The sequence below is a fragment of the Alphaproteobacteria bacterium genome (assembly GCA_018667735.1).
Taxonomy (GTDB): Bacteria; Pseudomonadota; Alphaproteobacteria; order Rickettsiales; family JABIRX01; genus JABIRX01.
On the sequence record JABIRX010000039.1, the window covers coordinates 1 to 13,519 of the forward strand.

The following is a 13,519-nucleotide window of genomic DNA, read 5'->3' on the forward strand; positions in this document are numbered from 1 at the left end:
CTCTTGTGGACCTGTTGTTGTGCCAACAGCATTGCAGGATAGCTACGTACGGAAGGGATAACCGCTGAAAGCATCTAAGTGGGAAGCCTCCCTTAAAACTAATTTTCCCTATCAGAGCCGTGGAAGACTACCACGTTGATAGGCTGGGTGTAGAAGTGCAGCAATGCATGTAGCTTACCAGTACTAATAGCTCGATTGACTTAAATTTCACTGACTTTTTGAATGCTATGTGTAGGATTAAGCTTACATATATACTTATAAAGTATTTCTATTCACAAGAACTTAAGGCTATTTAAATGGCTTGGTGACCATAGCTGAGGGTGACCCACCTGATCCCATCCCGAACTCAGAAGTGAAAACCTCGTAGCGCCGATGGTACTGCATCTTAAGATGTGGGAGAGTAGGTAGTTGCCTGGCCTTTTAAATAGCTTTTTTTTAATTTTGAAAATAGAAAAATGAAAATATTAAATTCATTAAAATCTGCAAAGAAAAGAGACAAAAATTGTCGTGTTATCAAAAGAAAGGGACGTTTATTCGTTATTAATAAGAAAAACCCTCGCTTTAAGGTAAGACAAGGTTAGTCTTAAATTTCTTTCTATAATGCATAAGTAAAACTATTATAGACCTAATAGTTTTTAACCCATATATTAATCTCAACTCAACATTTAGACTTTTTTTCCTGTAATATATAGTTAAGTAGACTAATTTTCTAATTTATTTAGTTAACTTAGGTAAGACAAGGTTAGTCTTAAATTTCTTTCTATAATACATAAGTAAAACTATTATAGACCTAATAGTTTTTAACTCATATATCTATCTCAATTCAACATTTTAGACTTTTTTCCTATAATATATTCAAGTAGACTAATTTTCTAATTTATTTAGTTAACTTATATATTTATTTATATGATATATAGAGTAACTTACTTTTGAAGTATAAATTATATAACAAGCAAAATCGATGAAAAAGCGTAAGTTTATTAAACGGGGATTTTCTCTTGTTGAATTATCAATAGTGTTAATAATAATTGGCCTTTTGTTGGGTGGAGTTTCAGTTGGAAGTAAACTCATCAAAGCTGCTAAAATTTCTTCTATAATCAATGACCTAACCGAATATGAAAGAGCATTATATAGTTTTGAATTAGCTTATGATGCGCTGCCTGGTGATATGAATAATGCTTCTAGTTTTTGGACAAGTAGCCAGGATGGTGATGGAGATTCTTTAATAAAAACTTCATGTATTTCTGGACCAAATAATTTGGAAAATTTAATTGCGTTTGAGCATCTTTCTTCTTCAAAAATAATTTCTGGTGATTATTCAGGTCTTGGTTATGTTTCTGGTTCCCAAAGTGAATTACCACTAGCTGGTTATAATGTTCCAGAATTAGCTATAGCTAGTGCAGTAATTTCTTATTCATATCTTGCTAGTTGGTATATATATAATTCTGGGACTTTAATTAATTTTGAAAGAAATTTGATTTCTGCAGGATTGGCTCATACATCATGCTCTAGTACTAATTTAAATATATTCAAACCAGTGGATGTAAAGACTATAGATTCTAAAATTGACGATGGTTATCCAGATACTGGCTTGTTAATTTCTGGTACACCACTTAGCGCATGTGCCGAAGCTTCTACTGGTCCAACTACAGCTGAATATAACTTGGACAGTACAACTGAATTATGTCCTTTATTTTATCTATATTAATCTTTAAATTAAGAATGGTGACAAATAATTCATAAATAATTCTTACATCTTGTTTAAAATTTTGTTTAAGTAGTAAGTATTTTTTATCTATTAAACTTATCTGTAGATAAGCATATTCTATTTTTTAGTCCTGTATTTAATTTAGAAATTAGTGCCAGTTTATGCAAAGACTATATATTCTAAAATTGATGATGATTATTCGGACGCTGCTTTGTTAATTCCTAGTACAGTACTTAGCGTATGTGCTAAGCTACTCGAGCTACTACAGCTTAATTATGCCCTTTATTTCATCTATATTAATTTTTAAATTAAGAGTTGCAGCAAATAATTCATTAAGAATCCTTACATCTTGTTTTAATTTTTGTTTAAGTAGTAAGTATTTTTTATCTATTAAACATATCTTTAGATAAGCATGTTCTATTTTTTAATCCTATATTTAAATTAGAAATTAGAGCCAGTTTATGCAAAGACTATAGATTCTAAAATTGATGATGGTTATCCGGATACTGTTTTGTTAATTTTTGGCACATTATTTAGCGCATGTACTGGGGCTTCTACTCAGCTAAATTATGCCGCTCTTTTTTCTATTTAATTTTTCAATTATGAGTTACGGCGGATAATTTTATTAAGAATCCTTAAAGTTTGTTTTAGTTATAAGTCTTTTCTTATTTATTAGATATATTTAAAGATAAGCATATTCTCATTTTTTGCTAAATTGCCATATTTGAAGTGTAAATTAGGCAGTGCAATAAAATTTTGTTTGCTCTCATTGTCTATATTAAACATTTTAGAATGGTTTATATCCTCTATTTTTATTAACTCTCTTAATTTTGCTGATTTATATAAAGATTGTTAATAGCTATGCCGATAAATTACTCTTATTTCTAATAGGTTATTTAGAATATTTACTAGTTAAATTTGTGTTATTAATTTTGCAAATAATTAAAATGCTATAAAAAATCCTAGCTTAATTTTATTTTAATTAAGTTTATTAATTGCTAGTAGTTTACTATTTAGATGAAGCAACATAAACTTTAGCAATATCTTATCTATCTTTTATAGATATAAGTAACTTTTATATGTGAAGCTCTTTATTTCTAATTACTCTTAGCCCTTATATATTTTACTATTTAATAGATATGAAAAATAATAAGTTTTATATTTATTGGATTTTATTAAAATATTTTTATAGTAATGCATAAATATAAGCAAAATATATGACAAATAAAATTTTAATCATTGATTTTGGTTCGCAAGTAACAAAATTAATAGCAAGAAGAGTTAGAGATATAGGTTTCTATTCAGAAATTTTTAATCATAGTATAACAATAGAGAAAGTTAAAAAATTTAACCCAGCCGCAATTATTTTATCTGGTGGTCCAGCTTCTGTTAATAGTGATAATGCCCCTGATATCTCAAGTGAAATCTTTAATTTAAATATACCTATTTTAGGCATATGTTATGGGCAGCAGTTAATCTGCAACAAACTTGGTGGTTCTGTTGGCTTAGCTGATAAACATGAATATGGTAAGGCTGATTTAAATGTTGTAACAGAACATGCATTATTTTCTGGTTTGCAAAATAATCAAGTTTGGATGAGTCATGGTGATGTAGTAAATAATTTACCTACAGGTTTTTCCGTTATTGCAACTACTAGTGACGCACCTTATGCCGTTATAGCAAATGATACAAAGAAAATCTACGCTATGCAATTTCATCCAGAAGTTATTCATACATTAGATGGAGATAAAATTATTGCCAATTTTTTAAATAAGCTTGCAAATCTTGAGCCTGATTGGACAATGAAAAATTATAAAGATATTGCTATAAATGAAATTAAACAAAAAGTTGGCAATAAAAAAGTAATTTGTGGTGTAAGTGGTGGAGTTGATTCAACTGTAACTTCAGCCTTAATTTCTAAAGCTATTGGTAAACAACTTACCTGTATCTTTGTAGATACTGGTTTGCTTAGAAAAAATGAAGCTGCAGAAGTAAAAGAAATATTTACAAAAAGATTAGCAGTTAATTTTATTTTTATAGATGCCAAAAAGCAATTTTTGTCTGCCCTTAAAAATGTAGCAGATCCAGAACAGAAAAGAAAAATAATAGGAAAAACCTTTATTGATATTTTTGATAAGGAAGCGCAAAAAATAGCAGATGCTTCATTTTTAGCGCAAGGAACCTTATACCCAGATGTTATAGAATCAAGTCATCCAACAGGAGGGGCTAGTCAAACTATTAAATCTCATCATAATGTGGGTGGTTTGCCTGAAAAGATGAACTTAAAATTATTAGAACCTTTAAGAGAATTATTTAAAGATGAAGTTAGGTCTTTAGGTATAGAACTTAATGTACCAGAGGATTTAGTCCTCCGCCACCCTTTTCCAGGGCCTGGTCTTGCTATTAGAATGCCGGGAGCTATTGAGGAAGAAAAAGTTAAGATATTGCAAGATGCAGATGCCATATATATAGAAGAAATTAAAAAACACGGTTTATATAATGATATTTGGCAAGCTTTTGCTGTTTTATTGCCAGTGAAAACAGTGGGAGTTATGGGAGATCAGCGAACTTATGAAAATGTTTTAGCCTTAAGAGCGGTTACGGCAAGCGATGGTATGACAGCTGAATATTATCCTTTTGAACATAAATTCTTAAATAAGGTTGCATCTAGAATAATAAATGAAGTGAGGGGTATAAATAGAGTAACCTATGATATAACCTCTAAACCTCCAGGTACAATTGAATGGGAATAAAATGTCCATGATATAGAGGGATACATTAGGGTTTCTTATGAAGAATTAGAAACCATTAAGAATAAGTAAAACGAACATATTAAACATACTTTAAATGAAGATGGTAGTTTGAAATTTGATGTAACGCAAGATGATACTGATAACTGTATTTTTTATGTTTTCGAAAAGTTTTAGATAATGACGCCTTCGATTTACCTCAAGCAAGAACCAAAATAATTGATTGGGCTGCGGTTAGCAAAAATGTGGAAAGATTTTACAGTAAAAGGTGCGAAGAATGATTTGCAAACTAGGTTTTGCCCCTCAAAAATCCCTATTACTTGACGCTTTGTAAAGCCGTTACTATTGAGTTAAAATAATATGTTAGTAATTTTAAAGGGCATATTGAAGTTCCAGCTGAGCAATCAGAAACAGTCAAACCTTACTTAAGCTAACATATAAAATACTCTAAATTAAGATAGGTGTTCAGCATTTAGTCTAAAGTAAGGCAAATAAAGATGTATTCCACCTTTTTAAAAATACATATAATAACGCATTTAAGGAGTATCAAGTTAGAGTAAAACAGCAATTAGCTATTAATTATTTAAAGAATTAAGAGATTTTACTAAAAAATAATAGTCATTATTTTGTGAAATTTATACTAAAAACAAACTTTTTTATATTGTCAGAATTGATAACAAAATGAAAATTATGCTTAACTCTGTATTAAATTTAGTTCTTGTTTTATATTATTCATCACATTACAAGGCAACATCCACTTATTTTTTCTTGTTCAGCTTTTAAAAGTCTTTCTGTATGAGTTTGTAACATAATTTTTGGACTTAGATCTAAAGATGGGCGTCTTTGAGTGATTTGCGTTGTTAATGCTTTTTGTTCAGCTGTTGCTTTTTCAAGCATTTTCCTTAGAGGAGGATTTACTGTATATAGTTTATCGAGGGCTGTTTGTTGTTGGATTTCTTGTGTTAAATCAGCATTAGAATCTAATAATAATTTAGTGATTTTTATATCTCCTATAGTTACTGCCATAAAAAAAGGTGAGGTAGATTCAAATAAGATTTGATTTGGGTTCGCTTTATGCTCTAGTAATAATTGGACCATGGGTAAATTACTGCTACCTATAGCGATGCATAATGGTGATAGATTAATTTCACCTACTTTGTTAACTTCTGCTCCATATTGTAATAATGTTGTTACTGCTTCTGTTGCATTATTTTCTACAGCTTTACATAAAGCTGTTTGACCTTCAGTTAGCTTTCCAGAAAAAGTAATTTGCAAACTTTCAATATTTGGGTCCGCCTTATTTTTCAATAAGAAAATTAGTAAATCTAAATTGTTTGTTTCAGTTGCAATATATAAAGCGGTTTTACCTTCCTTATTCCTTTGGTTTATATCTCCTCCTTCTTTCAATAATTTTATTATATCTGCTTTATTCATTAAGTACTCGTAAAATTCATGTAAATCATAACATATTTTAAGAGCTCAGGCTAGTAATATTTTGTTAGAGATTAATCTAGCTAAGTCTAATTATATTATGTGCATGTAATAAATCTAAGCTTAGTTATAAAAAAGTAACTGCTTAATGTAGTGAAAAAATATGGTAATATTTAAAATTAGATGCTTCTTCCAATAGGTTTTAATGCCTGTTCAATAACTTCATCGGTAAGCTCTGTTGGTATTCTATTTAATCTTGCTCCTATTTTTATATCTGTTCTTAAGTATAAACCATCATCACCATCTTGGCGACCCGTATATAAGCCATTTATTAGTGCATATTTTTGATAAGCAGCAGAAAATCTTTTTGCTAAATAATATATCCCTTCCCCATATTCTTGTTTAAAAGATTCAACTGCTTTTGTTGGCGCATTGCTAACACCGTCATTTTTTTTAGCAAACTCTATGACTAATTTTATGAAATTTATAGGATTTATTTGTTGTTTTGATAAGTCACCTTTAACTGTTGCATCAAAGGCTGATTGCAAACTTTTGGCTATTTTGCTTTTTATTAACTCTCCCTCACTTGGTTTAGATCTTAACTTGCTTGTAAACTTGCTGTCTAAATCATTACCACTTATCTCAAATAATGACTCATCCTTATATAAGTCTTTACTTGCTACTTCTTCTATTTCTTTGTAATGAATAAGTTCGGTTAGATTATGTTGTGCTATTAAAACATCACGCAGCATTCTTAAATTATAATCTTTATATTCAGGAGTAGATATAATTTTCTTGAATGCTGTTGCTAATTTTATTACTTTTGCATCATCTATTGAGTCATGCCTGTACCAATGCTTGATGATTACTGTAAGTTCAGCAATTTCATATTCTGCTAATTCTTTTAATTTTGGTGAACTCATTCGATGACGCAGAGCTGGGCTAATTATTGACCTTCCCTCTAATCCGGCTGAGTTGCAGCTAGCTAATAACATGAAACCAGCTTTAGCTGATTTTTCGCCTGTTTCTGGATGAATGCCTGTTAGTACAGAATTTAATAATTTTTCTAAACCATCATCTATACAGCTATTTATTTCATCTAGCCAAATTATATTTCCTGCTTCAAAAGCTTTTATAATAATGTGTTTTTTCTCGGAAAATGGAAGGTCAGCTTCTATTTTATGATAACAATGTCCACCAAGTTCTGTATAGGGTCTTATATTATTTGCAGATAACATTTCTTTTATCATTTCACTCTTTCCTACGCCAGCCCCACCTTCTAGTAAAAGACCATTTAATCCTGATGCAACATTATTAAATATACCGTTTCTTTGCTTAGATCTTATATTTATTGCTTCATATAAAGTTTGTTCTGCAGCTTTTGTTGCAGTGGTTGTAATGAAATTCTTACCTCTTAGATCTCTTGCTGGTGCTATTTTTAATGCTGTTAATAATGTTTTTAGTACTTGCTCTTGCAACTCTCTAACTGTGTCGCCTGTTACTGTTTGATTTTCTTTATAACTCTTTATCAAGGGTGAGCATATTGCTTTAAATGTTGGTTCATCTAATTGTTCAGCTATTGCCTCACAATATATAGAGCTCTTTAATATATTCTCATATATGTAGCTTGCTGGAAAATCCTTAAATTCAATTATTGGTATATCACCTTGATTAAATAATTTCTGGGCAAATCTTCCCCCGCCATATTCTATTGGGTTACATGCAAATACTACTTTGTGATGTGTAGTTAAAGGATAAAATTTACCATTGTAAAATAACTTTTTTTCACCATCTGTCTTCATTCCACAAAATAAAGTAAAGTGCTTATCTTCAATATTTGATTCATCTATAAATAAAATCTTTGTTTTTTCAGGTTCGGTATCCATAGCCCATTGTTCAAATGAGCTTAATTCTCGGTGAATTGATATGGTATCTTGATCACTTTGTGTAAATTCTTTTATTATACTGCTTTTTCCTACACCACTTTGACCTTCAAGTAACAACATATTTGATGTGATAAGTTGATCTTTTATTAAGCTTTTTCTTGCTTCCAAAAATTCCTGCGCTTTAAGCTCGCTATGCTCTAGATCAAAAGATTTATCTGCAGGTTCAATTTCAATTGTTTTTGGAATTGCTTCTCTTTCTAATAATTCTTGATACCTAAATTCTAAGCTATCTGCTAGCCAAGCAAGCCTTGAATAACTAACTTCTTCCGCTCTTAAGCTTTTTTCTTCAATTAAGATGGTTAGGTTAGCTTGCGATTTTGCAATAAGTGGCGCCAATATATTTAACATCTCATCAGTAAACTCGCCCTGAAGTACAAATTTATTTCCCTTTCTTAAACCTTCTATAAATTCACTTTGATGCTCATGAAAATCATAAAACCCTGCCCCAGAAACTTGATATGTTATAGAGCTTATTAATGTTGAAAAATCAAAATCTTCTACATTTATTACAGCTTGATCGGCTTGTGCTTTGTAGCTACTTAAGTCATTTGTAACAATAATTTTTGGACCATTCGTAACTGGCATAGTTTGTCCACTATGCGGTGCACTTGAGGCAGTTAGAGCAGTTTGTTTTAACTTCATTGGCAATTTTACTCCATGTGCTAAGTATAATTTTAAACTTACGTTAAATCTTGAGGCTTCATTTAACATACAATAATATTGCTCTTCTGTTAGCTCACTAGTGATAAGTAACTTTAATGATTTAGCATCATTCTGTGCTATCAAACCAGGAGTCTCTTGATATTCACCTTTTTCATTAATATGATGCTGATGTAATAATAGATCAAATATATGATTATTTACTATTTCAGCTTCTTGGTTATATTTACTATCTTTGCTAACTTCTATGGCGCTAAATTTACTAAAATCGAAATCATTTGACTTAACTTTAATATTAAAACCATCTGGTAAGGTTAGCTTATAGCCATGATAGTCAAAATAGCTTTTTGCTTGTGCTAATTTAAACTCATCATTTAATGATTTAGCTGCTTGTGACCCTATATTGCTGATTGTAAAATTATTATTACCTTCTTGGATAGCTATTGCAAATGGCGACTTATGCCATATTAAAGAATCTCTATTTAAAGAAATTTTACCAAATAATGCCTGACGCCAATCACTTAAGCCTAGCAGATCTATTGGTAAGTTATCTGTGTATTTGGTTACTGTTACTTTAGCTTCTACTTCTCTTTCTAATAAAGGATCTATAAGTTTTGGCCTCATAAATGATTGATATGCTATATTATGTCTAGAGGCAAAGGATGGATCTTCTGTTTTAACCCTATCTAAACTTATAATTTTTACCTCTTCTGGTATTTTGCTGCCTGCTATAGTTGGCTCTCTATCAAGCAAAGTATTTAAGGCTACTTTTTGCTTAGATGAAAAAACTGACCAATTAACAACTAATAATCGATTACCATCTGACATACTTAAAAAAGACGCTAAATCAGCTTCTTTTGTTAATGCTATAGAACCATCTTTAGCTATTTTAAGTTTTGATCTTGTGAAATTTAATTGATCTGGGTTATCTATATAAAAAACATTCTCTTTATGTTGTTTTATGAGATAATGTGCATGTTCATCTATTTGTTTAGTTGCTAATAGAATTTTATGCTCTGCTCTTGAGCTCAAGCTTGCAAGAGTAGATAGATCTAATGGTTTAAAAGAAAACTTTACTTTAAAACCATAAAGTAGTTGTGCAAATGCTATATCTTGAGATGTAGTTTCTGCTTTAGGTTGTGCTAAACTTGTTTCTTCTTTTTCTGCTGGTATATCTAATTCTGTTGCAGTTAATCCTGTTTTCTCTGTATGCCCTTTTGACTTCTTAATTCTATCATAAGTTAAATCAACTACTTGACCTCCCAGATCATAAGGAACCCAATTACTCTTATCTTTTACCTCTATAATGATATGGTTACCATTTATGCCTAATGCTCTAATATTATCTGCACTTACTCCATGTTCTAATAACTTATTATATACTGCAGCAACTCTGTGACGACACGCACCTGATTTTTGTTCATATGCAGTTTTTAGCCATTTCTTAATATCTCCATCTTCGGGCATTGCTGCTATATCAGTGTAAGGTTTTGATTTGGCCCGAAATGTTTCAATGATCTGCTTTGCTGTGCTACCCTCTGACAAGGTTGCTTTTTTTTCTAGCTCAGTACTAACAATATAATTAAGCTCAATGTTTCTATCTGATTGTGCATAATAAAAACCATGATCACCCTTAAATATTCTAAGTCCATCTAGTTTGCTACCTACTATGCCCTCAAATTCATCAATAGAACTTAAGCAAGGTAAGAATATTTGATTACCACTAGTTAAGGCAATATTTAAACTTGCATATATTTTTATCCCAGATTTTGAGCTTTTAAAAGCTGAAATATTTTCAGGAGTAATGATATGAGGGGTAATTATTTCTAATGATTTAGGTTCAGAGCTCTGAAACTCGGCTTTTTCAGCTATTATCAACTTACTTAGAGAGGTAATAATTTGTGGTCTATCACTAAAATCACTATTTAAAACTTTACCAGAAAGTTGCATATGATATTGCTGTTTCTCAGTTGAAGCATCAAGCTCACCATCATTCTGAGCAGAACCCAGAAAAATTTCGCCATCTTTTGGTTGCGGCCCTGCTAGAGGGAGCCTATCCACAGTTGTTTCCACAGACATTATGACTCCAAGGCTGCAACAAAAATCTTCTGGTGTTTGACAAGTTGATAAACTTTTTCTTAGCCTTGCATAAACATCACTAGATAATGTAATATAGTTTGGTTTAAATTTTTTCACTAAATTTTCAATATCTATCTCTATATCATTAATACTTTTCTCACCTGCTATTATTTCAATGATCTCAATATCATTTAATTCAATGTCTACTAAATCTGGCTCTTGGAGAGGTAATTGAACTAATAATGATGTAGGACTACAATAAGCTGTATCAGCAATTAATGATTTGATAGCTTCCGACTTAGCACGTTGCTGTTTTGCTACAAGATATGAATTTCCTTTAGATAAGTTAAAGGCATCTAAAATTGGTCGCTGTAGAATCGCTCTACTATGTATATACAAGGCTGTTTTTTGAACAACCTCTTCAGTAAATTCGGGTATAATTGTTGCAAGAGGTAAGTGAAAAAATAAGTTATCTTTTTTGATTCTTGCTTTTACAAATTCTCTAACTAGATCTGGTTGTAAATCAAAAAACTCTAATAAAATTGCACATTCATCATTAGCACTAGAAGCTTTTATATAACACTCTTTGTCAATATAATTAACTTTATTTAATAAATCCAAATCATGAAGTAGTTGAGCTACAAGGTCAGCTTTCATTGAAAAGATAGCTTCAAAATCTCCGATAATTCTAGAGTCACGCTTTATCTCTACACACAGATCTGCTAATAGTTGCAGTTTAGTTTCTTCACATTTTAAAGGAAACAGACAGTAAAACCACATTCTATTAGTAAGGTTAGCTTCAGGCTTTAGACAATAATCAGATATTACTTGACTAGAGCTAAGCTTACTTACAATTTCTGAAAATAATTCCTGGTTATCTGCAACATAATTACATAGTCCAGAAAGCATTTTATTGTTTTCTCGAAGAGATAAATCAGAACTTTCAAGTATGTTTATTTGCTCAGATAAAATTTTAGATTGCTCATCAATTTCTAACCTTTGCAGATATGGTTCTAAGTTAGTTTCTGTTAATTCAGGAAAATACTTGTCATTGATGGCTTTAAATAGAATGGGGTCTGATTGCTTTAATCTTAAAAACTGATTCATATCTACTGGAACATCAACTGCTAAGATAAGTGATTCCCTGTAATCAGTCGGATGGTTTGCAATGTAAATTTCTAATGCTTCGATATATTCATGTGCTTTAACTTTATCAAGCAAGCTGCCAAGTTCATATGCGAAAAAAATATCTTGGTCATTTTCACCGTTTAGCTTTTTATGCACATCTTCAAAAATTTTGTGGATTAATGAAACTAAATATTTAGCATCCTCACTATCACTACGAAACATTTCTATGTTTAAGTCTTCTTTTGCATATTTTTCAGTAAGATAATCAATATATGCTGTGCTAAAACTATTATAATCAGTTATCTTAATGATATCTTTTTCCGATACATCTTTTAGAAATTCAGCTTTTAAGATGTTGAGAGCTTCATTTTGTATATATTCAACCCCCTCTATTGCAAAGAAGGCTTGGAGCTGGTTCATTGAACGCAATGTAAGAGTAGTATATTCTAGATCTTTTATAGATTTTGTAAATTGCTCTAGATTTTCTGTTTTTATTAACTGTGCTAAAGCATAATTTAAATTATTTTTAGGATATAAATATGCATTTAAGCCATCTGTGCTTAGGTTTGGAGTTTTGAGATCTTGAAAGTTAGTTTTGGTAAATGCGCTTATAATTTCAGCGGATTTCATAATATCTAAACAAACTATGTTATCTCGAGCTAATTTATAACTTCTATTTAACATGGGGTAATGAGTGCTAGCATTAAATTGTGTGAGCTGATCTAAAACTTGAGCATTGGTTAAGTCTTCTTCTAATTTTGCGAAGTGAAATGGCTCGGTTGCACTACATAAATATATTTCAAAACCTAGTTGAATTAGCTTTTTGCTAAATGCTACACGCTCAAAAAATCTTATAGCTAAACAAGAATTACTATCTAATATTATAGCTTTCTTTTTTAAGGAGGAGGACGGCGCGGTGCTGGTAACAAATGCTTCTTGGCTGGACAAAGCACTATTTGGATCAAATCTTTCTGTGCCCGTTTTTCCTGTTTTTATTTTAGTGGCTTCTTTAAATAGATAATCTGGTAAATTATATTGTAAGTATTTCATGTTTTTTCAGATTAAATTTTATAATAGCATTTTATCTTGTGGTGATCAACTTAAAAAGATGCAAGAATTAATATTTGTTGCAATATGTGGCGATTTAGCTGTGATAATAATTAAGAAAAACTTTTATTTTAATAAATTATTTTAATTTTAAGAAAGCTGCTTGACCTTTTTGAAGTAATTTTATAGATTGCCATGATAAAGTAAGATTTAGCTTAAAGTTAATGGTTAGGTAGCTCAGTTGGTAGAGCAAAGGACTGAAAATCCTTGTGTCGGCGGTTCGAGCCCGCCTCTGACCACCATAACATTTTTTTATGGTAGTAACGAGTCCTGATTATGGCAAAACTAATTATAGACACAAGCTGCAGTAAAATAAGATTAGCTTTATCATTTGATGGGCATGTTTTTACTTATGAGTCTGATGAAAAAAACATTCAAGCAGAACAACTAGCTTTAAAGTTAGATTCTTTGCTAAAAAAACATCATTGCCTCTTTTCTCAAATAAAAACTATATATTGTGTTGTAGGTCCTGGCTCTTTCACTGGTATAAGAGTTGCTATAGCATTTGTTAAAGGCCTTGTTTTGGAGCAAAATATTAAGGTTGTTGCAGTTACTAATTTTGCTTTATATTTAGCCCAATTCAAAGAGCAGTTTGAATTGTGTGGGAAAGCAGAAATTTTCATTAATTGCGGTAAAAATAGAGCTGAGTTTTTTCATCAAATCATTGAAAAAGATTCAGGTAAAATAAGTGAAGCAAAAATTGTAAGTCA

The 13,519-nt window shown here is 30.7% G+C and carries 6 protein-coding genes, 1 tRNA gene and 2 rRNA genes; 7 read left to right on the forward strand and 2 right to left on the reverse strand.

The annotated features are described in order from the left end of the window. The 5 genes from HOH73_04060 to guaA all read left to right on the forward strand — a co-directional run. Positions 1-208: ribosomal RNA gene (locus HOH73_04060) — 23S ribosomal RNA — on the forward strand; the annotation flags it as partial. A gap of 92 nt (positions 209-300) precedes the next feature. Beyond that, positions 301-417: ribosomal RNA gene (gene rrf / locus HOH73_04065) — 5S ribosomal RNA — on the forward strand. Between the two features lie 38 nt (positions 418-455). Continuing rightward, positions 456-581 carry a 50S ribosomal protein L36 gene (gene rpmJ, locus HOH73_04070; GenBank protein ID MBT5828033.1) on the forward strand — a complete coding sequence of 42 codons (126 nt, stop codon included), beginning with the start codon at positions 456-458 and terminating at the stop codon, positions 579-581. Between the two features lie 380 nt (positions 582-961). Then, entirely contained in the window at positions 962-1,708 is a 747-nt protein-coding gene (locus HOH73_04075; protein ID MBT5828034.1) for a prepilin-type N-terminal cleavage/methylation domain-containing protein, read from the forward strand. Positions 1,709-2,925: 1,217 nt separating this feature from the next. Then, positions 2,926-4,461 (forward strand): glutamine-hydrolyzing GMP synthase, encoded by a 1,536-nt coding sequence (gene guaA, locus HOH73_04080; protein ID MBT5828035.1) that lies wholly within the window; start codon positions 2,926-2,928, stop codon positions 4,459-4,461. A 732-nt stretch (positions 4,462-5,193) separates the two neighbouring features. Here guaA and HOH73_04085 read toward each other — a convergent pair. Then, the gene (locus HOH73_04085) at positions 5,194-5,892 is read right to left on the reverse strand and encodes an ankyrin repeat domain-containing protein (GenBank protein MBT5828036.1); all 699 of its coding nucleotides are present in this window, start codon (positions 5,890-5,892) and stop codon (positions 5,194-5,196) included. Positions 5,893-6,068: 176 nt separating this feature from the next. After that, positions 6,069-12,752: an AAA domain-containing protein gene (locus HOH73_04090; protein MBT5828037.1), complete on the reverse strand. Its 6,684-nt coding sequence runs from the start codon at positions 12,750-12,752 to the stop codon at positions 6,069-6,071. Between the two features lie 223 nt (positions 12,753-12,975). On the opposite strand from HOH73_04090, the gene HOH73_04095 reads away from it, so the two are divergent. Further along, positions 12,976-13,051 (forward strand) — tRNA-Phe (locus HOH73_04095). A 34-nt stretch (positions 13,052-13,085) separates the two neighbouring features. Next, positions 13,086-13,519, forward strand: a 434-nt coding sequence (tsaB, locus tag HOH73_04100; GenBank protein MBT5828038.1) for a tRNA (adenosine(37)-N6)-threonylcarbamoyltransferase complex dimerization subunit type 1 TsaB, incomplete at its 3' end; no start/stop codon positions are given.

Bases quoted from the DNA above. Each gene is read 5' to 3' on its own strand.
- rpmJ (MBT5828033.1), top strand. From the start codon at position 456: ATGAAAATATTAAATTCATTAAAATCTGCAAAGAAAAGAGACAAAAAT.
- HOH73_04090 (MBT5828037.1), bottom strand. From the start codon at position 12,752: ATGAAATACTTACAATATAATTTACCAGATTATCTATTTAAAGAAGCC.
- HOH73_04075 (MBT5828034.1), top strand. From the start codon at position 962: ATGAAAAAGCGTAAGTTTATTAAACGGGGATTTTCTCTTGTTGAATTA.
- guaA (MBT5828035.1), top strand. From the start codon at position 2,926: ATGACAAATAAAATTTTAATCATTGATTTTGGTTCGCAAGTAACAAAA.
- HOH73_04085 (MBT5828036.1), bottom strand. From the start codon at position 5,892: ATGAATAAAGCAGATATAATAAAATTATTGAAAGAAGGAGGAGATATA.